Source organism: Terrabacter sp. MAHUQ-38 (assembly GCF_014518425.1).
Lineage (GTDB): Bacteria > Actinomycetota > Actinomycetes > Actinomycetales > Dermatophilaceae > Terrabacter.
On record NZ_JACVCU010000001.1, the window covers coordinates 1,298,133 to 1,317,843 of the forward strand.

15 protein-coding genes are annotated in these 19,711 nt (G+C 72.1%); 8 read left to right on the forward strand and 7 right to left on the reverse strand.

Annotated elements, in window-relative coordinates; translation table 11 throughout:
• Positions 1–23: 23 nt before the first annotated feature.
• Together H9I49_RS05980 and H9I49_RS05985 are read right to left on the reverse strand one after the other, a co-directional pair.
• Positions 24–728 (reverse strand): hypothetical protein, encoded by a 705-nt coding sequence (locus H9I49_RS05980; protein WP_188029351.1) that lies wholly within the window; start codon positions 726–728, stop codon positions 24–26.
• 21 nt (positions 729–749) lie between these two features.
• Positions 750–1,196, reverse strand: a complete 447-nt coding sequence (locus tag H9I49_RS05985; protein WP_188029352.1) for a pyridoxamine 5'-phosphate oxidase family protein — start codon at positions 1,194–1,196, stop codon at positions 750–752.
• A gap of 126 nt (positions 1,197–1,322) precedes the next feature.
• Here H9I49_RS05985 and H9I49_RS05990 point away from each other — a divergent pair, with 126 nt between their 5' ends.
• Both H9I49_RS05990 and H9I49_RS05995 read left to right on the forward strand, forming a co-directional pair.
• Positions 1,323–3,365, forward strand: a complete 2,043-nt coding sequence (locus tag H9I49_RS05990; RefSeq protein ID WP_188029353.1) for an NAD(+) synthase — start codon at positions 1,323–1,325, stop codon at positions 3,363–3,365.
• A 10-nt stretch (positions 3,366–3,375) separates the two neighbouring features.
• Positions 3,376–3,876, forward strand: a complete 501-nt coding sequence (locus tag H9I49_RS05995) for a GNAT family N-acetyltransferase (protein WP_188029642.1) — start codon at positions 3,376–3,378, stop codon at positions 3,874–3,876.
• A gap of 26 nt (positions 3,877–3,902) precedes the next feature.
• Here the strand turns inward: H9I49_RS05995 and H9I49_RS06000 are convergent, their stop codons facing one another.
• Together H9I49_RS06000 and H9I49_RS06005 are read right to left on the reverse strand one after the other, a co-directional pair.
• Entirely contained in the window at positions 3,903–6,077 is a 2,175-nt protein-coding gene (locus tag H9I49_RS06000; RefSeq protein WP_188029354.1) for a DEAD/DEAH box helicase, read from the reverse strand.
• A 272-nt stretch (positions 6,078–6,349) separates the two neighbouring features.
• Complete coding sequence (locus H9I49_RS06005) at positions 6,350–7,144, reverse strand: VIT family protein (RefSeq protein WP_188029355.1); 795 nt, start codon at positions 7,142–7,144, stop codon at positions 6,350–6,352.
• Between the two features lie 152 nt (positions 7,145–7,296).
• Between H9I49_RS06005 and H9I49_RS06010 the strand changes: the two genes are divergently transcribed.
• Positions 7,297–10,515, forward strand: a complete 3,219-nt coding sequence (locus tag H9I49_RS06010) for a response regulator (RefSeq protein WP_188029356.1) — start codon at positions 7,297–7,299, stop codon at positions 10,513–10,515.
• A 35-nt stretch (positions 10,516–10,550) separates the two neighbouring features.
• Here the strand turns inward: H9I49_RS06010 and H9I49_RS06015 are convergent, their stop codons facing one another.
• A complete protein-coding gene (locus tag H9I49_RS06015; RefSeq protein WP_188029357.1) occupies positions 10,551–11,279 on the reverse strand; it encodes a hypothetical protein in 729 nt (242 codons plus the stop codon).
• A 140-nt stretch (positions 11,280–11,419) separates the two neighbouring features.
• Between H9I49_RS06015 and H9I49_RS06020 the strand changes: the two genes are divergently transcribed.
• The 4 genes from H9I49_RS06020 to H9I49_RS06035 all read left to right on the forward strand — a co-directional run bounded on the left by H9I49_RS06020 (position 11,420) and on the right by H9I49_RS06035 (position 16,459).
• Positions 11,420–12,157, forward strand: coding sequence for a response regulator transcription factor (locus H9I49_RS06020; RefSeq protein WP_188029358.1), 738 nt, complete (start codon positions 11,420–11,422; stop codon positions 12,155–12,157).
• Positions 12,135–13,796 carry a HAMP domain-containing sensor histidine kinase gene (locus tag H9I49_RS06025; protein ID WP_188029359.1) on the forward strand — a complete coding sequence of 554 codons (1,662 nt, stop codon included), beginning with the start codon at positions 12,135–12,137 and terminating at the stop codon, positions 13,794–13,796. Before H9I49_RS06020 ends, H9I49_RS06025 begins: the two co-directional genes overlap by 23 nt.
• Before the next feature lie 126 nt (positions 13,797–13,922).
• Positions 13,923–15,980: a glycosyltransferase family 39 protein gene (locus H9I49_RS06030; RefSeq protein WP_188029360.1), complete on the forward strand. Its 2,058-nt coding sequence runs from the start codon at positions 13,923–13,925 to the stop codon at positions 15,978–15,980.
• Between the two features lie 5 nt (positions 15,981–15,985).
• A complete protein-coding gene (locus H9I49_RS06035) occupies positions 15,986–16,459 on the forward strand; it encodes a GtrA family protein (RefSeq protein ID WP_188029361.1) in 474 nt (157 codons plus the stop codon).
• Positions 16,460–16,464: 5 nt separating this feature from the next.
• Here the strand turns inward: H9I49_RS06035 and H9I49_RS06040 are convergent, their stop codons facing one another.
• Positions 16,465–17,538: an MBL fold metallo-hydrolase gene (locus H9I49_RS06040; protein ID WP_188029362.1), complete on the reverse strand. Its 1,074-nt coding sequence runs from the start codon at positions 17,536–17,538 to the stop codon at positions 16,465–16,467.
• A gap of 149 nt (positions 17,539–17,687) precedes the next feature.
• Positions 17,688–19,004, reverse strand: a complete 1,317-nt coding sequence (locus H9I49_RS06045) for an MBL fold metallo-hydrolase (RefSeq protein ID WP_188029363.1) — start codon at positions 19,002–19,004, stop codon at positions 17,688–17,690.
• A gap of 107 nt (positions 19,005–19,111) precedes the next feature.
• Between H9I49_RS06045 and H9I49_RS06050 the strand changes: the two genes are divergently transcribed.
• Entirely contained in the window at positions 19,112–19,663 is a 552-nt protein-coding gene (locus H9I49_RS06050; RefSeq protein WP_188029364.1) for a toxin-antitoxin system HicB family antitoxin, read from the forward strand.
• The last annotated feature ends 48 nt before the right edge of the window (positions 19,664–19,711 follow it).

The window sequence follows — 19,711 nt, forward strand, 5'->3', positions numbered from 1 at the left end:
GCCGGCGCTGCGCGGGTGAGGTGTCAGGCGAGGAGTGCGGGAGGGCCTCGGCGCACGGGCGTGCGCGCGTGCCAGACGTCGACCGGCACGCAGCCCTCGCGCGCCGTGGGAAGAGGGACGCGGCGACGCGGGGTCACCGTCCCCAGGGCGGCACCGAGCGCCGTCGCCCGGTGCACCAGGGCCCGGACGAGGGAGGCGGTCGCGGCGGTGAGAGGTGCGAGCAGGGCGCAGGCGGCCGCCCACGACCGCTCCCCCCGAGCCAGCAGCAGGCCGAGGACGACGGCTGCGACGACGTGCGCGAGCAGCATCGTCGGGCTGGGCAGCAGGTCGGCGAGCGGCGTCGTCGTGGCGTCGTGAGCTCGCGCGACCGTCTCGATGTGACCGAGCGGACGTATGCCGTGTGCCTCGTGGGTGGGCAGGACCGGTGCGCCGGTCGGCTGGCCGCCGTGCACGTGCGCGCCGGCGGCCATCGCGGAGAGGCCGTGGGCGACGTGCGCCGCGACCTGGAGGGCCGTGAGGAGCAGGGTCGACCGCGCGACCGAGAGGTGCCGCCGCACGAAGGGCAGGGTCGCCCCGGTCAGGAGGGCGGTGCCGACGCCGACGGACGTCCCCGAGGCGAGGTGCCCGCCGCCGACGGCGTGCGCGACGGTGGCGCCACCCGAGGCCACGATGGCGAGCACGAGAGCACGCACGGTCTGCGCATGGGGGCTCGTGGTCGCGGTGGGCACCCGCCAAAGGGTAGACGGAGGTCAGCTGGACAGGTCGCGCAGCCAGGGACGGGTGAGACGGAAGCGCCGCCCGGAGATCTCGTCGACCTCGATGGCGACGACGACCGACCGGGGCGTGTCGACCCACGGGCGCACCGGCAGGCGCTCGGCGACGTAGGCCGCCTGGCCCTCGAGCACGTGGGCGCGGCCGCGGCAGATGACGCTCGTGGCGTGGTCGCCGACGACCTCGTCCACCTCGAACGCGACGTCGGGGTTGGCGGTGACGCCGAAGAGCTTGCTGCCCTCCGCCGTGAGGAACACGAGGCGCTCGCCGTCCAGGGCGTAGTTGATCGGCACGATGTGGACCTCTCCGAGCAGGTGGTAGGCCAGCCGGCCGAACTCGCGTTCGCGCAGGAAGCCCCAGGACTGCTCCGGGTGGAGCACGTCGACCGGGTCGTCATCGACGGGGACGGACGTCGTGTCGGACATGGTGACCTCCTCTGGGTCTCATCGGGCGAGGTGCTCGACTACTACGAAGTGTAGTAGACATGTGGGGAAACAGGCCGGCGTCACGGGGAGTCACGCGTCACATGCACCGTGCGATTGACTGTGCCCATGGACTTCTACAGCTCCTACGCCCAGGGGTTCGCCCGCGTCGCCGCGTGCACGCTGCCGATCGTCGCGGCCGATCCCGAGCGGAATGCCGACGCCGTCATCGCCCAGGCCCGCGACCTCGACGACGACGGGGTGGCGCTCGCGATCTTCCCCGAGCTGTGCCTCTCGGGGTACGCCATCGACGACCTGCTCCTCCAGGACCCCCTGCTCGACGCCGTCGACGACGCCCTCGCCCGCATCGCCGAGGCCACCGCCGAGCTGCGCACCGTGCTCGTCGTCGGAGCGCCGCTCGAGAAGGGCCTGCGCGTCTACAACTGCGGCGTCGTCATCCACTCCGGCCGCATCGTCGGCGTCGCCCCGAAGTCCTACCTTCCGACGTACCGCGAGTTCTACGAGCGCCGCCACTTCGCCCCCGGCGACGACCAGCGCGGCCAGTCCGTCGAGGTCGCCGGCGACCGGGTGCCGTTCGGCCCCGACCTGCTCTTCAGGGCCACCGACGTTCCCGGCTTCGTGCTGCACGTCGAGGTCTGTGAGGACATGTGGGTGCCCGTCCCGCCCAGCCACGAGGCCGCGCTCGCCGGTGCGACGGTCCTCACGAACCTGTCCGGTTCGCCGATCACCGTGGCGCGCGCCGAGGACCGCCACCTCCTCGCGCGCAGTGCCTCCAGCCGCTGCCTCGCCGCCTACCTGTACGCCGCCGCGGGGGAGGGCGAGAGCTCGACCGACCTCTCCTGGGACGGCATGACGATGATCTACGAGAACGGGGCGCTCCTCGCGGAGAGCGAGCGCTTCCCCGAGGGACCCCGGGCCTCGGTCGCCGACATCGACCTCGACCTGCTCCGTCAGGAACGCCAGCGGCAGGGCACGTTCGACGACAACCGGCGCGCGCTCGCGGACCGCACGAGCAGCTTCCGCACCGTCGAGCTCCAGCTCGACCCGCCGACCGGCGACATCGGCCTGCTCCGCAAGGTCGACCGGTTCCCCTTCGTGCCCGACGACGAGGAGCGGCTCGCCCTCGACTGCTACGAGGCGTACAACATCCAGGTCTCCGGTCTCGAGCAGCGGCTGCGCGCCATCGGCCAGCCCAAGGTCGTCATAGGCGTCAGTGGCGGCCTCGACAGCACCCACGCGCTCATCGTCGCCGCCAAGGCGATGGACCGCCTCGACCGGCCGCGCAGCGACATCCTCGCGTTCACGATGCCCGGCTTCGCGACGAGCGAGCACACGAAGAGCAACGCCATCGCCCTCATGAAGTCGCTCGACGTCACGTGGGAGGAGCTCGACATCCGCCCGGCAGCGACGCAGATGCTCGAGGCGATGGGCCACCCGTTCGGCCGCGGCGAGGAGGTCTACGACGTCACGTTCGAGAACGTCCAGGCCGGACTGCGCACCGACTACCTCTTCCGCATCGCCAACCAGCGCGGTGGCATCGTGCTCGGCACGGGTGACCTGTCCGAGCTGGCCCTCGGCTGGTGCACCTACGGCGTCGGCGACCAGATGAGCCATTACGGCGTCAACACCGGCGTGCCCAAGACCCTGATGCAGCACCTCATCCGGTGGGTCGTCTCGTCAGGGCAGTTCGAGGACCCCGTCGGCGAGACGCTGACCTCGATCCTCGACACCGAGATCTCGCCCGAGCTCGTCCCGTCCCGGGAGGGGGAGAAGCCGCAGAGCACGCAGGCGATGATCGGGCCCTACTCGCTCCAGGACTTCACGCTCTTCCACGTGCTGCGTCGCGGCTACCGGCCCTCCAAGATCGCCTACCTCGCCTGGCACGCCTGGCACGACAGCGAGGCGGGGGAGTGGCCCGCGGGCTACCCCGAGGCGGAGCGGGCGGCATACGACCTCGCGACGATCCGCCACTGGCTCGAGGTGTTCGTCAAGCGGTACTTCGCCAACCAGTTCAAGCGCTCTGCCCTGCCCAACGGCCCGAAGGTCGTCGCGGGGGGCTCCTTGTCGCCGCGCGGCGACTGGCGTATGCCGTCCGACGCGACGTCGGTGACGTGGCTCAGTGAGCTCGACGCGAACGTCCCCGAGCAGTGAGACGACCATCGTGACGCACACCGTCACCGTCCGCGACTACGACGACACGGACTGGCCGCAGGTGTGGCCGATCATCGAGGAGGTCGTCCGCGCCGGCGACACCTTCCCGTTCGCGACCGACCTGACCGAGGCCGAGGCTCGCGCGATCTGGCTCGACAACGGTCCCGGCGGCCGGGCCAGCGTCGCCGTCGACGGTGACCGCGTCCTCGGCACGGCCAAGATGGGCCGCAACCGCCCGGGGCCCGGCTCGCACGTCGCGACCGCCAGCTACATGGTCGCGGCGGACGCGCGCGGCCGCGGGGTCGGCAGGGCGCTGGTCGTCGAATCGCTCACATGGGCGCGCGAAGCCGGTTATGCCGCAATGCAGTTCAACGCCGTCGTCGCCACGAACAAGAGCGCGGTGCGGCTCTACGAGAGCCTCGGCTTCACCGTCGTGGGCACGGTGCCCCGCGCCCACGAGCTGCCCACGGGCGAGCGCGTCGGCCTCAGCATCATGCACGTCGACCTCTGACGGGCCTTCGTCCGGCTCGGGCCGGCTCAGGCGGCGAGCGAGCGCCGCAGCAGCTCGACGAGCGCGTCCAGCTGGACGGTGTCGCCGCTCGAGACGTCGACGTCGGCGCCGTCGAGCGCGCGCGCCGCGAGGCCCTGCTTCGCGTCGATGAGCTCGGCGATGCGCGAGTCGATCGTGCCAGCCGCGAGCAGGCGCCAGGCGGTGACCGGCTCGTCCTGGCCGATGCGGTGCACGCGGTCGATGGCCTGCTGCTGCTCCGCGGCGGTCCATGACAGCTCGGCGAGGACGACGTTCGAGGCCGCGTGGAGGTTGATCCCGACGCCAGCAGCGAGGAGCGAGCAGACCGCGACCGAGACCTCGGGATCCTTCTGGAAGCCGTCCAGGGCCTCGGTGCGCTGCTTCGTCGTCTGCTCGCCGCGGATCGAGACGGTGCGCAGGCCGGCGTCGGCGAGTACCTGCTCGGCAGTGTCCATCACATCGATGTGCTTGGCGAAGAGCACGACCTTGCCGACCGAGTGCGACAGCTGCGCGGCGTAGTCGGCGGCGAGCCGGGCCTTCGCCTGACCGATCTTGCGCACGAGCGTGAAGACGCTCTCGGCACTCTTGCCATCGGACTTCTCACCGGTGCCGGCCCGCAGTTCCCCGGCGGCGACGCGACGCATGAGCGCCTCGTCGGGCTCGCCCGGGATCTCGGCGCCATGGGCTTCGGCGAGCAGGGCACGGTAGCGACGGGCGAGCTTGTCGCCGAGCGCCTTCTCCGCGGCCCGGACCGAGCGGCCGAGGTCGTCGTCGAGCTCGACCGTGATGTCCGCGATCCGCTTGTCGGGAAGGTCCTTCGCCACGTCGACCTTGCGACGGCGCACGATGCCCATGTCGATCACGGTCTGCCGCGCCTCCGGGTAGAAGCCGCGGTCGGCGGGCGTGAGCCCGATCGAGTCCAGCTCACGGACGATCTCGGGAGACGGGCGGCCGTCCTTGATCCAGCCGAGGAAGCGCCAGATCGCGTCGAAGTCCTTGACGTCGTTGATGAGCGGCGTGCCGGTGAGGGCCATGAGCAGCGGGTTGCCACCCGGCGTCGTGGACCGGAGCCGGTCCGCGATGGCGAGCACCTGCTGCGAGCGCTGCGAGCTGAGGTTCTTGATGAAGTGGGCCTCGTCGACGACCATCGAGCGGAAGCCGAAGGACGAGAGCCAGCCGAAGTGCCGGTCGAGGATCTCGTAGTTGACGACGAAGACGTCGGCGAAGGCGTCGACGTCGTGGCCGTCGCCGTGGATGACGGTGACGCGGCGCTGCGGCGTCCACCGCTCGACCTCGCGCGCCCAGTTGATCTTCACGACGTTCGGCACGACGGCGAGCAGCGGGTAGGCGTTCGCGATCGAGGCCGCCATGACCGACTGCGCCGTCTTGCCGAGGCCCGGCTCGTCGGCGAGCAGGAAGGTGCGGTGGCCCTCCTGGACGCTCTGGAGGAAGCGCGACTGGTGGACCATGAGCTGCGACCCGGGTGGCGAGAACCGGTCGATCGTGGGCTTCGGCGGCAGGTCCATCGACGCTGCCTCGCCGCCGGCGCCCTGCTCGAAGGCGCGGTAGAGCGGGCTGAGCAGGTCCCACCCGGCGAGGCGGCCGGGCAGGTACTCCTGCTGGGCGCGGCCCACGTCGGGGGTGAGGAACGGGTTGGCCAGGGCGCGGGAGGGCACCGACTGCGGCGTCACCTGACGGGCCGCGATCTGGGGCGGCACGACCGGTCTCGGCGGTTCCGCCGCCTGGATGACGAGGTCCTCCTCGGCGAGCTCCGCACCCGACTCGAGGAGCCAGTCGCGGCGCATCTGCTGCGCAGCGGGTCCCGGCTTGGCGTTCGCGTCGAGCAGGGTCAGCAGGCTCGTGTCGCGTGCCGCGATCTGCGCGAGGATCGTCGCGATGCCGTCGAGGCGCTTGAGCAGGTCGGCGCGGGTGCCCCCGGGGATCGACGTGTCGTCGCGCACGCGGGCCCGCTCGGAGCGCATGAGCAGGGCCACGACGAGGAACTTCGTCCGGTTCGTCGGGCTGGCCTTGCCCTTGCTCGAGACGCGGGCCTCGACCTCGCGGACCCTGCGCGCGAGCACGGGTATGAGCGGGGCGGGGTCGTCCCGGCGGGTGGCGGTCCTTCGCTGGCCCTGGGTCTGCCCCTGGCCGTCGGTCGGCTGGCGGCGAACGCGCGTTGCCATGTTCCTCCTGATGACGCGGCGGACAACCGAGCCGGTGTCCCGGCGGCACCGTGACCCGGTGTCGGCGGCGGACTCGGCCCGAGTCCCGGTGGACACGCCCTCGCGCGCCCTACGTCCCTGGGCGGGTGGCGCGTCACGCGGGGCGTGGGGTGCCGGGCCCGTCGGTGCGCCGCGGACGGGCGCTGGGACAGCTCGACTCTACAGGCCGATCCGCGACCCCGGCGCCGTATGCCGGCTGCGGGCCTCGCGCAGCTCGGTGCGGCCCGGCGCGCTCAGCCCAGGTTGACCCCGACGAGCGCGCCGATGGCATACGTCACCGCCATGGCGACGAGCCCGCCGGCGACGTTGCGGGCGATGGCGCGCGGGAGGGGGCTGCGCCCCAGTCGTGCACTGGTCCAGCCGGTCAGGGCGAGGGCGGCGGCGACGCTGGTCACGGTGACGTGGATGCGCACGGTGGCCGGGCTGAAGGCGATCGTGAGCAGCGGCAGGAGGGCGCCGACGACGAACGAGACCATCGACGCGCCGGCGGCCTGCCAGGGGTTGGTGAGGTCGGTGGGGTCGATGCCGAGCTCGGCGTCCGCATGGGCGGCGAGCGCGTCGTGGGCGGTCAGCTCGCGCGCCACGTCCTCGGCGAGGTCGCGGCTCATCCCCTTGCCCTCGTAGAGCCGGGTCAGCTCCTCGAGCTCGCCGACCGGGTCCTCGCGCAGCTCCTGCCGCTCCAGCTTGATGAGCGCCCGCTCGGAGTCACGCTGCGTGCTCACGGAGACGTACTCGCCGGCGGCCATCGACATCGCGCCCGCGGCGAGCGCGGCGATGCCGGAGAGGACGATCGAGCCCTTGTCGCTCGTCGCGCTCGCGAACCCGACGACGACGCCCGCCGTCGAGACGATGCCGTCGTTGGCGCCGAGGACTCCCGCGCGGAGCCAGTTGAGGCGGGCCCCAACGCTCTCGTCGTGTGGTTCGTCGTGCCCGTGCGCGTCACGGCGGAGGTCGACCGGCGTCGGGTCGTCGGCGAGGGCGTGCACGAGGTCGGCTGCCTCGTCGTCGGAGGCGCGGATGTCGGCCATGGGTGCTCCGATCCAGCGGGGACGTCGGCTCGCTCCGATCGTGGCACCTGCCGCGGACCGTGTCATCGAAGGCAAGGCTCACCTGAGGGCCGTCGGAACCGAAACGCGACGACATGCGAGCGCAATGCCGCCCGATGCGCGAGGATCGGAACATGCCGGACATTCGGGGCGACGGCGGGCGGGGCGAGAGTGACCTCTTCCGCTGGATGGCTGCTGCCTCACCGGACGGCCTCTGGGTGTTCGACGGGGAGGGGCGCACGACCTTCGCCAACCCCCGGATGGCCGAGATGCTGGGCCGCGACCCGGCCGACATGGTCGGGTTCTCGGTGTTCGACGCGTTCGACGTCGTCGGCAAGGAGCAGGTCCGCCAGCACCTCGAGGAGCTTGCGACGAAGGGCGAGCCGGGCGACGACATCGAGTGCAGCCTGCTGGATGCCGAGGGCCACCGCTTCTGGGCGCTGGTGTCGCACACCCCGCTCGTCGACGAGTCCGGGGTGCGCCGCGGCTGGTTGCACCGGGTCACTGAGCCCAGCGCCGAGCGCCAGCTGCTCGACCAGCTGGCCGAGGCGCAGGCGATCGCCAAGATCGGCAGCTGGGAGTGGGACGTCGACCATGACCGCGTCTCGTGGTCCGACGAGCTGTACCGCATCTACGGGATCGACCGCAGCGGGCTGGAGCCGACCTTCCAGGGCTTCATCTCCGGTATCCACCCCGACGACCGGGCGTACGTCGCCGAGACGGTCGGGGCGGCGCTCGCGTCCGGGGACTCGTTCGAGTTCGACGCACGCGTCCCGCGCCCCAACGGTGAGATCGTCTGGATCCGCGGACGCGGGCTCGTCACGCGCGACCCCGACGGTCGGGCGATCCGCATGGGCGGCACGGCCCACGACATCACCGAGAAGAAGGACGCCGAGCAGGCCCTCGGGCTCGTCACCGCCATGGCCACGGCGGCGAACGAGGCGGCGACCCTCAGCGAGGCGCTGCCCGCAGTCCTCGTCGAGGTCGCCCGTCACACCACCTGGCGCCCCGTGCTGGCGACCGTGGTCGATGCGACCGGCGCCCTCGGTGAGCCGATCGTGCCCCAGGTCGGCACCGAGGCGAGTGTCGTCCCGGTCGAGGAGGGCCTGGTCTTCGCGTCGCAGGCCGTCGAGTCGCGCGAGGTCGTGGCGGCGCTCTCGGACGCCGGCTCGACCGTCGTGGCGGTCCCGGTCCTCAACGAAGGGCGGGTCGCATGCGCCGTGGTCCTCGACATGCGCAGCGACGCACCCCCCGTGGCCTCCGACGCCGTCACCATCAAGCAGGTCACCGCGCTCTTCGCGCGCGTCGCCGACCGCGAGTGGACGGCCGAGCGCCTCGCGCAGGCCCGTGACGCGGCGATGGAGGCGTCGCGCGCGAAGTCGGAGTTCCTCGCGACGATGAGCCACGAGATCCGCACGCCGCTCAACGGCGTCATCGGCCTCGCCGAGCTGCTCCGTCGCACCGAGCTGACGCCGCACCAGCGTCGCCTCTCCGACGGCATCGACCAGGCGGGCCGCGTGCTGCTCGAGCTCGTCAACGACATCCTCGACCTTTCCAAGATCGAGGCCGGCCGTCTCGACCTCGAGTCGGTCGACTTCGACCCCGCCGCGGTGCTCGAGCGCGGTGTCGCGCTGCTCGCCGAGCGGGCCAGGGCCAAGGCGCTCGACCTCACCGTCACCCACGGGCCCGACGTGCCGTACATGGTCTCGGGCGACCCGGTGCGGTTCGGGCAGGTCGTGGCCAACCTGACGAGCAACGCGGTGAAGTTCACCGACTCGGGCAGCGTGGGCGTGCACTTGGCGCTCGACCACGTCACCGACGACGGACCGGTGCTGCGGGTCGAGGTCACCGACACCGGCGCGGGCATCGCGCCCGAGGTGCGCTCGCGACTCTTCGAGTCCTTCTCGCAGGGCGACTCGTCGACCACCCGCGAGTACGGCGGCACCGGGCTCGGTCTCGCCATCAGCAGGCAGATCGTCGAGGCGTTCGGGGGTCGGATCGGCGTGGAGAGCGAGCCCGCGAAGGGCAGCACCTTCTGGTTCACGGCGGGGTTCGCGCCGGCCTCGGGGCGCAGCATCGGGCGGTCGGCATCGCAGGTGGCGGCGGTCTCGGGCCTGCGCGCCCTCGTCGTCGGCGCCAACATCACGCACCGAGCGCGCGTGGAGGAGCAGCTGGCCGCGTGGGGCATGTCGGTCACGTCCGCGGCGTCGGGCATCGAGGGACTCGCCCAGCTCGACCGTGCCGACCGAGCAGGGGTGCCTCTCGACGTGGTCGTGCTCGACGACCCGGGCTCGGGCGGCGGTGGCCTCCAGCTGACGCGGATGATCCGCGCGGACGAGCGCTTCGCGGAGGTGCGCATCGTGCTCGTGTGCGCGCACGTGCCACCTCCCGATGCCGCGACGCTCGCGGAGGCCGGCGTCGACGCCAGCCTCAGTGCTCCGGTCATGCCGTCCGCGCTGTTCGACGCCATGGCGGAGGTCGCAGGTGGACACCTGCTCGACGGGGACCCGTCGGCCGCGCGGCCGGACGCGGCGCGAGCCGGCTCGGGCGGCAACCTGGGCACGGTGCTCGTCGTCGAGGACAACGAGGTCAACCAGCTCGTGGCCCAGGGCATCCTCGAGGGCCTCGGCTACTCCGTGACCGTCGCAGCGAACGGTGTCGAAGGCGTTGCCGCGCACCTGGCCGGCGCCGGCGACCTCGTCGCCGTGCTCATGGACTGCCAGATGCCGCAGATGGACGGCTACGAGGCGACGCGCACGATCCGGGCGCAGGAGGAGCCGGGACGCCGGATCCCCGTCATCGCGATGACGGCCTCGGCCATCGCCGGCGAGCGTGAGCGCTGCCTGCAGGCCGGCATGGACGACTTCCTGACCAAGCCGATCGACGTCGCGCTCCTGGCCTCGACCCTGCAGCGGTGGACGGGCTCCGGGGCGGCACCGACGTCTCGCGTCGCGGCCGGGAGTGCTGCGGAGGCCGCCGTCCGGGGCGACGACGACGTGCTGGACGACGGGCGGCTCGAGGAGCTGCGCGACCTCGAACCGGGTGACCCGTCGATGCTGCTCCGTTTCATCGACCGGTTCGGCGACGGGGCGCGCCGGCGCCTCGCCGACCTGCTCGACGCACACAGGCAGGGCGATGCCGAGTCGCAGGGGCGGATCGCCCACGGGCTCAAGGGATCCGCCTCCAACCTCGGAGCTTCGGTGCTCGCCGGTGTGTGCAAGCAGATCGAGGACCTCGGGTCGGACGGGCAGCTGGCGGACGACGAGCTCGTCGCCCGCGTCGCGGATGAGGTCGAACGCGCCGTCAAGGCCCTCGAGGAGTACGCCGCCCGGCTCCGCGGCGACTCTCGCTGACCTCGGCCCCCGGCGGGTTCAGCCAGGTGTCGCGCTCAGGTCGTCTTCGTGGTGCCGGTCGACGAGCCGGTGTCGCTCTGCCCCGAGCCGCCGTCGTCTCCGGACCGCGGTGATGTGCCGCCGCCGGAGAACGGGTCGATGCCCTGGTTCAGCTGTTGGAGCAGGTCCTGCGGGTCCAGCTGGCTGAGCTGGTTCGGGTCGATGCCACCCAAGCCGCCGCCCGGCACACCGTTCTGGAGGTTGGGCAGCTGACCGCCGTTCTGACCCTGCTGGTTCGGCAGCTGCTGGCCGTTCTGGTTCTGTTGGCGGCCGGGGAACTGGAACATGCGGCCGTTCCCGCGGACGCCCGTGTCGCTGCCGGTCGACCCGGCGGGCATCGCGGCGGCGGCACCGATGGCGCCGGCCGACGCGAGCACGATCGTCAGGCCCGCGGTCACGGCTGTCTTCTTGGCGCTCCAGCGCATGCCGTCGCCCGTCGCGTTCTGCTCGCGCGCGGGCAGGCCGGTCGGTGAGACCGGCACGGCCGGCCCGGCGATCGGTGCCACAGCGGCCGACGACTCAGCCGTGGGCGTCGGACCTGGCGTCGCGGCATACGCGTAGGGCGTGGCCGGAGGGGTCACCGGAGGCTCGGACGTCGCCGCGGAGGTCGGCAACGTCTGCGTCTCGTCTGGGACGGCGGGCCTGGCCGGCGCGCCGGGGTCGAACTGCGGGAGGCCCGACCGCGGCTGCTCTGCGGGGCCCGGGTGCGTGGACTCGTTGCTCATGACAGCAACGGTCGAGTCGCTCCCTGTGTGAGCGCTGTGGCGGACCCGTCGGACTGCTGGGACTTGCGGACAGACGGTCCACAGGAATCGCACAGGGATGTGCTGGTCATCGCACAGGGCCGCAGGCTTCACTGGATGACATGAGCGAGAAGACCACGTCCGCCGCGGCCCGCCTCCAGCGACTCGACGGCTCCCCGGTGCGGGTGCTGGTCGTCGACGACGAGGCCAACCTCACCGAGCTGCTCGGCATGGCCCTGCGCTACGAGGGCTGGGAGGTGCGGTCGGCCGGCACCGGCATGGAGGCCGTCCGCGCGGCTCGCGAGTTCGACCCCGACGCGGTCGTCCTCGACATGATGCTCCCCGACTTCGACGGCCTCGAGGTGCTGCGGCGGATGCGCGCCGACAACGCCAACGTGCCCGTCCTCTTCCTCACGGCCAAGGACGCCGTCGAGGACCGCGTCTCGGGCCTGACCGCCGGCGGCGACGACTACGTCACGAAGCCCTTCTCGCTCGAGGAGGTCGTCGCCCGGGTGCGCGCCCTCATGCGCCGCACGACGATCGCCGTCTCGTCCTCGGACTCGGTCCTGGTCGTCGGCGACCTCACCCTCGACGAGGACAGCCACGAGGTGATGCGTGGCGGTGTCGAGATCCACCTCACCGCAACGGAGTTCGAGCTCCTGCGCTACCTCATGCGCAACCCGAAGCGCGTGCTGTCGAAGGCGCAGATCCTCGACCGTGTCTGGAACTACGACTTCGGCGGCCAGGCCAACGTCGTCGAGCTCTACATCTCCTACCTGCGCAAGAAGATCGACGCGGGCCGCGAGCCGATGATCCACACCATGCGAGGAGCCGGCTATGTCCTCAAGCCGGCCGCCTGAGACGACGGGCGTCGACCGGCCGGGCCCCGACGACCTGCCCGACGCCGAGGGGGCGCCCGCGCCCGATCTCGTGCCGGAGCCGGTGGGTCTCGGCGACGAGAGCGGCTCGAGAGTCCCTGCCGCCGCCGGCGACCCGGACACCCAGGACGTCACCTCGCCGCGGCCCACCGTGCGACAGCGTCTCTCCGACGCGCAGGACCGCGTCCAGCCGTGGTCGGCCTGGACGCTGCGAGCCAAGCTCGTCGCGTCGATGCTCGCGCTCTTCACGGTGCTCAGCATGATGACTGCGGTCTTCACCGTCACCGCCCTGAACCAGGCCCTGATCGGTCAGGTCGACAAGCAGCTCACCGACACCCTCAACAGGGGAGGCGGCGCCCGTCCAGGTCCTGACGGTCCGGGAGGCGGACCCGGCGCGGATCGAATCGAGATCTTCCTGACCAGCGACGGCGAAGCCGGCTACGTGTACTCCGCTGGAGAGCGGGCGGTGCTCACGGCCGAGGACGTCAGCCTGGCGAAGGCCGCCGGCATCGGGTCGACGCCTCGTACCCTCGACTTCGGTGGCGACATCGGGCGCTATCGCGTGGTCGCCGGCGTCAAGACCATCACCAACCTCGCGACCGGCGACCGGGTCCCGGGAACGTACATCGCGGGCATCTCGACGGCGTCGACGGACGTCATCGTCGCCCGGATGGTCCTCATCGCCGTGGCCACGGTCGGCGCCGGCATCGTCCTCGTCGCCGTCCTCGGCACCTGGCTCGTGCGCCGCAACCTCGAGCCGCTGCGACGGGTGGCCGCCACCGCCACCAAGGTGTCGCAGATGCCGCTGCACTCGGGCAAGGTCGCGCTCGCCGAGCGCGTCGACAGCGCTGACACGGACAGGCGCACCGAGGTGGGCCAGGTGGGCGCTGCGTTCAACGAGATGCTCGACCACGTCGACCAGGCCCTCAACGCCCGCCACCAGAGCGAGCAGCGGGTGCGCCAGTTCGTCGCCGACGCGTCGCACGAGCTGCGGACCCCGCTGGCCTCCATCAAGGGGTATGCGGAGCTGTCGCGTCGCGAGCCCAACGCCGTGCCCCCGACGGTGACCCATGCGATGGGCCGCATCGAGTCCGAGGCGAACCGGATGAGCTCGCTCGTCGAGGACCTCCTGCTCCTCGCGCGCCTCGACGCCGGCCGACCGCTCGACGCCGCACCGGTCGACATGTCGATGCTCGTCATCAACGCCGTCAGCGACGCACACGCGGCCTCGCCCGGGCACCGATGGGACCTCGACCTGCCGCCCGAGCCGGTCGAGGTGACGGGCGATGCGGCGCGCCTGCACCAGGTCGTCGCCAACCTGCTCGCGAACGCCCGCACCCACACGCCCGACGGCACGCGCGTGACGACGTCGGTGCAGCCGGAGGGCGAATGGGTCCGGGTGGCCGTGCACGACGACGGGCCCGGCGTCCCGGACACCCTGCAGCCCAACGTCTTCGAGCGGTTCGCCCGAGGCGACGACGCCCGCAACCGGGCCGGTGGCAGCACGGGCCTTGGCCTGTCGATCGTCGCCGCCGTGAGCAAGGCCCACGGGGGGCGCGTCGAGCTCGACAGCAAGCCCGGCGACACGACGTTCTCGCTGCTGCTGCCGGCTGCCACGTAGACCCACCAGCACCCGCCGCCTTTCCCACAGCGCGCCAACTCAGCCCCCGCTGAGTTGGCGCGCACTCATCACCGTGCCAAAGTCCGGTCATAGGGAGTGCACAGACCCGAGCCCGACCGTTGGGGCATGGACACGATGACCCTCACCACCACGGGCACGGCGGGCAGTACCGCACCGGCGCCCTCGGGGCCGGCCGACCCGCGCCCCCAGTCCCTCTCGACGCCCGCCACCCGCACGGGTCGTCCCGGTCGGCTCCAGCGCCTGTGGCGCGGCGCCGACGCGGACCCGTCCTGGGCGCGTCCGGCCATGTTCGGCCTGCTCCTCGCGACCCTCGTCCTCTACACGTGGAACCTCACGGCGAGCGGCTACGCGAACTCGTTCTACTCCGCCGCGGTCCAGGCCGGCAGCGACAGCTGGAAGGCGTTCTTCTTCGGCAGCTCCGACGCCGCGAGCTCGATCACCGTCGACAAGCCACCGGCATCCCTGTGGGTCATGGCCCTGTCGGTGCGGGTGCTGGGGCTCAGCTCGTTCGCGATCCTCCTGCCGCAGGCGCTCATGGGCGTCGCGACCGTCGGCGTCGTCTTCACGACCGTCAAGCGCCACTTCGGCGCGGCGGCCGGCCTCATCGGCGGCGCCGTCGTCGCGCTGACCCCGGTCGCGGCGCTGATGTTCACCTTCAACAACCCGGATGCCCTGCTGACGCTCCTCATGGCGCTCGGCGCGTGGGCCACGATGAAGGCCATCGAGCAGGCGTCGCCCAAGTGGATGATGATCGTCGGCGTCTTCATCGGCCTGGGCTTCCTCACGAAGACCCTGCAGGTGCTGCTCGTCGTGCCGTTCTTCGGCCTGGCGTACCTCGTGGCGGCGCCGACGACCCTGCGCAGGCGCATGGTCCACTCGGTCCTCGCCGTCGGTGCCATGGTGCTGTCGGCCGGCTGGTGGGTCGCGATCGTCGAGCTCATCCCGGCCTCCGCCCGCCCGTACATCGGTGGCAGCCAGACGAACTCGTTCCTCGAGCTCACGTTCGGCTACAACGGCCTCGGCCGTCTCAACGGCGACGAGACCGGCTCGGTCGGTGGCGGCGGTGCCGGCGGTGGCGGCGGTGGGGGCGGCAACTGGGGCGCGACCGGTCTCTTCCGGATGTTCTCCACGAGCGTCGGCGACCAGGTCTCGTGGCTCATCCCGACCGCCCTGATCCTGCTCGCCGCGGGCCTGTGGATGCGGGGCCGCCGCCCACGCACCGACCTGCGTCGTGCGGCCTACCTCGTCTGGGGCGGCTGGCTCGTCGTCACGATGCTCGTCTTCTCGTTCATGGCCGGCATCTTCCACGAGTACTACACGGTGGCCCTCGCGCCGGCGATCGGGGCGCTCGTCGGCATGGGTGCCGTCGAGGCCTGGGAGCGGCGCTCGGGAGCCGTCGGCACGGTCGTCCTGGCCGCCGCGACGGCTGCCGCGGCGACCTGGAGCTTCATCCTCCTCTCGCGCACGACGGCCTACGGTGACTGGCTGCGCGTCTCGGTGCTCGCGGTGGGCATGGCCGCGGCCCTGCTGATCCTCGCGACCCGCTGGTTGCACGCGCGGGCCGTCCCACTCGTCGTCGCGGGCGCGCTCGTCGCCGGCCTCGCCGGCCCCGGTGCGTATGCCGTGTCGACCACCGCGCAGGGCCACACGGGCTCGATCGTGACGGCCGGCCCCGCGGGCACGAGCCGCGGTCCCGGCGGGATGCGCGGCGGGATGCCGACCCAGCTGCAGGCGCCGAACGGCACGACCCAGCAGGGCGCACCGCAGATCGGCGGCGGTGGCGGCATGGGTGGCCTGCTCGACGCCTCGACTCCGAGCACCGCCGTCGTCGCGGCCCTGTCGGCGAACGCCGACCAGTACACGTGGGTCGCCGCAGCCGTCGGGTCCCAGACCGCGGCCGGTCTCCAGCTCGGCACGCAGCTGCCGATCATGGCGATCGGCGGGTTCAACGGATCCGACCCGAGCCCGACGCTCGCGCAGTTCCAGCAGTACGTCGCCAACGGGCAGATCCACTACTTCGCCAGTGGCGGAAGGGGATTCGGCAACCAGAACGGCGGCAGCAGCGCATCGTCCGAGATCAGCTCGTGGGTGCAGCAGAACTTCTCCCAGGTGTCGATCGACGGCTCGACGTTCTACGACCTGACCCAGCCGCTGCAGGGATGACGACCATGACCACCCGACGAATCCGTTTGTCCCAGCAGGTCATCCGCTTCGCGGGCGTCGGGGTCCTGTCGACCGCCCTGCACCTCGGCCTCTTCGCGGCCCTGGTGCGGGGCGGGATGGGTTCCCAGGTCGCCAACGGCGTCGCGCTCGTCATCGCCACGGTCTTCAACACCGGCCTCAACCGGGCATGGACGTTCGGGGTGACGGGCCGGCGGGGGCTTGCCGCCCACCACGGCCAGGCCCTCGTCATCTTCGCCATCACGTATGCCGCCACGACCCTCGCGCTGGGACTGCTCGGTGTGCTCGCCCCCGGGGCAGGCACTCTCGTGCAGACGACCGTGGTCGCGGTGGCCAACGCGCTCTCCACGGCCTTGCGGTTCGTCACGATGCAGCGCTGGATCTTCCGTCCTGCGCAGCCTGACGAGGCGCTCACCGAGCCGGCGGGCCGTCACGACACGGCATACGTGGGAGGGAGCTGACGTGGTCAGTCGCGGTCACCGTCGGCCGCGCACGCCTTCCACCACGGCTCCTGGTGGGAGGTCACGACCTCGTCGACGTCGTTGCCGCTCAGGTCTATCCGCGTGCCGACCTTCGGCGCGACCAGGCGCACGCCGCGCTCGGCCGCGGCGCGGCGCGCCCACCGGATCGGTTCGCTCCACCAGTGGGTGGCGAGGTTGAAGGTCGCCCAGTGGATCGGCAGCAGGACCGAGTCGGTCTCTCCCTTGTTGACGTCGAGGTGGGCCTCGATGGCCTGCTCGGGGTTGAGGTGGATGTCGGGCCAGTGGACGCTGTACGCGCCGATCGGGATGATCGTCAGGTCGAAGGGGCCGAGGTCGGCGCCGATGTCGGCGTAGCGGTGCGTGGGCCCGGAGTCACCGCCGAAGAAGACGGCGTGGTGCGGACCGCGCAGCGCCCAGGCGGCCCACAGCGTCTGGTTGCGCACGAAGCCTCGACCGGAGAAGTGCCGGGCCTCGCAGCAGGTGATCCGGATGCCCGCGACCTCGGTCTCCTCGCGCCAGTCGAGCGTCGTGACGCGAGCCGCCGGCACCCCCCAGGCGCGCAGGTGCTCGTCGACGCCGAGCGGCACGACGTAGTGCGGCCGGTGGCTGCGCTCGAGCTGCTTGATCGACGGCTCGTCGAGGTGGTCGTAGTGGTCGTGGCTGATGACCACGGCGTCCAGGCGCGGGATCTCGGCGATGCCGCCCGGGACCGGGTGCATCCGCTTGGGACCCACGAGCATCGAGGGTGACACGCGGTCGCCGAACACCGGGTCGAGCAGGAACCGGCGCCCGTCGAGCTCGACGACGCTCGTCGCGTGGCCGTACCACGTGACGGCGAGTTCGGCGGGCTCCGCCGGGTGCCGGGGCGTCACGAGCGGCACGGCGCCGCCGGGCTTCCCGCGGCCGCGCTCACGCACCATCGTGGCCAGCACGCTGCCAGGCCCCTCGGCCTCGGCCGTGACGACCACGTGCGTCGGCTCGTGCGAGCGGAACTCACCGTCGCGGTAGTTCGGCGACGCAGCGACCCGGCGGCGCACCGCCCCGGTCGTCGCACCCATCCGTCGGAGGATCGGTAGCTGCACGGCATTTCTCCTGCTCTGCTCGTCACGGGCCGGCCCAGCGGTTGCAGGGCTGCCGTCATTCTCGTCCAGCGTCGCGCGGCCCGCCCGAGTTCCCGGGGTGCGTCGAGGTGACGGTCCTGTGAACGTCAGTCGCGGTCTTCCGGGGCCGCGCACGCCTCCCACCACAGGTGGGCGTGCGCGGCCGCGACCGTGGCGGCGTCACCGGCGGCGGCGTCGAGCCGCTCACCGACCCGAGGGAACGCGACGGGGACCTGCGCCTCGGCCGCGGCGCGGCGCAGGCGGCGTACGGGCTCGGCCCACCAGTGCATCGAGAGGTTGAACGTGGCCCAGTGGACGGGGACGAGCAGCGACTCCCGGGCCGCGGTCTGCACGGTCCGCGTGGTCGACGTCGGCTCACCCTCCTCGTACGTGCCACCGGGGGTGTCGATGCGCTGGTCGCCGGCGATGAACCCGTCGGCGACGCCCGCCTGGTCGGCGGTGGCGCCCTCGGCGTCGGTGCCGACGCGGTTGACGTCACGGTGCGCGGCGAGTGCCTGTTCGGGGTCCATGTGGATGTCGGGCCAGAAGGGGTCGTAGGCGCCGACCGGCATGAGCGTCAGGTCGAACGGGCCGAGGTCGGCGCCGATGGCGGCGAAGCGCTTGGACGTGCCGGAGTCGCCCGCGTAGTACGCGCTGTGCCGTGGACCGCGTAGCGCCCAGCCGGCCCAGAGCGTCTGGCTGTCGACGAGGCCGCGACCGGAGTTGTGACGGGCCTCTGTGCAGGTCAGGCGGATGCCGGCGACCTCGGTCTCGCCGCGCCAGTCGAGGGCGGTGATGCGGTCCTCGGGCACGCCCCAGGCGAGCAGGTGGGCGTTGACGCCGAGCGGCACGACGTAGTGCGGACGGTGCGTCTCCTCCAGCCGGACGACCGACGGCTGGTCGAGGTGGTCGTAGTGGTCGTGGCTGACGAGGACGGCGTCGATGCTCGGCAGCTGCGCGATCGATCCTGGAACCGGGTGCATCCGCCTCGGACCGGCGTGGCGGATCGGTGAGACGCGCTCGCTGAACACGGGGTCGATGAGGAAGCGTGCGCCGTCGATCTCGAGCACGCTCGTCGCGTGGCCGTACCACGTGACGGCCAGCTCGCCCGGCTGCTGGGGCGGGTCGGCGGGCACGACCGGCACGGTGCCGACGGGCTGCCCGCGGCCGCTGACCCGGATCGCGGCGATGAGCGCGCTGGTCTGGGCACGCACCCGCGGACGCAGGGACGGCTCCTCTCCCTCGAAGCGACGGTGCGTGAAGTTCGGCGAGTCCTTGACGAGGGGCAGGATCGCCGCGGGCGAGGCGCCCATCCGGTTCATCACCCGCACGAACTGGCGGGCGCGGGTGCGCGAGGACACCCGCTCGATGACGCGTGACAGCGCGCGGACGGACGGGCGGTCGGAGGTTCCCAGGCTGCGCATCGGGGACCCTTTCGCGAGGGTGAGGGGTTGTCGGGAAACGTACCCAGCGACGCGGCGCCGCCGTCATGGTGTTGACGTGACACCACAGTGGTGTCATAGTGATGCACATGGACATCACGGAGTACGTCGACGCACTGCGTCGCGATCTCGCCCAGGCGGCCAGGGCGATGGGTCCCGAGACCGAGCAGGCCGCCGAGAGGATCGGCTTCGCGCTCGACTCCTCGGCCCGTCTCGCGCTCATGGATGCGCTGTCGCAGGCTGCAGCCGAGATCACCAACGAGCTCGAGGGCACCTCGGTCGAGGTCCGCCTGCAGGGCCGCGAGCCCGTCTTCGTCGTCGTGGGGGGCGGCCCCTCGGCCGTCGCCGACGACACACAGGCCATCGACGCGGCTGACACCAATGCGGTGTCATCCGACGACGAGGGTCCCGAGACGGCACGCATCACGCTCCGCCTGCCCGAGGCCCTCAAGGCCCGCGCGGAGGAGCTCGCCACCGGCCGCGGCCAGTCGCTCAACACGTGGATCGTCAACGCCGTCCGCGCGGCCACGGCGTCAGGCGTCACCGTCAACATCGGGGCGCAGCTCGGGCCGCAGTTCGGCCCCGGGGCCCCGGGTCGCAACCGCTCCTCCAACAAGCGTGTGCAGGGCTGGGTCCGCTGACGCGGCGACCCGGCGCAGGCATCCAGACCAACCACGACAGCAAGGTGA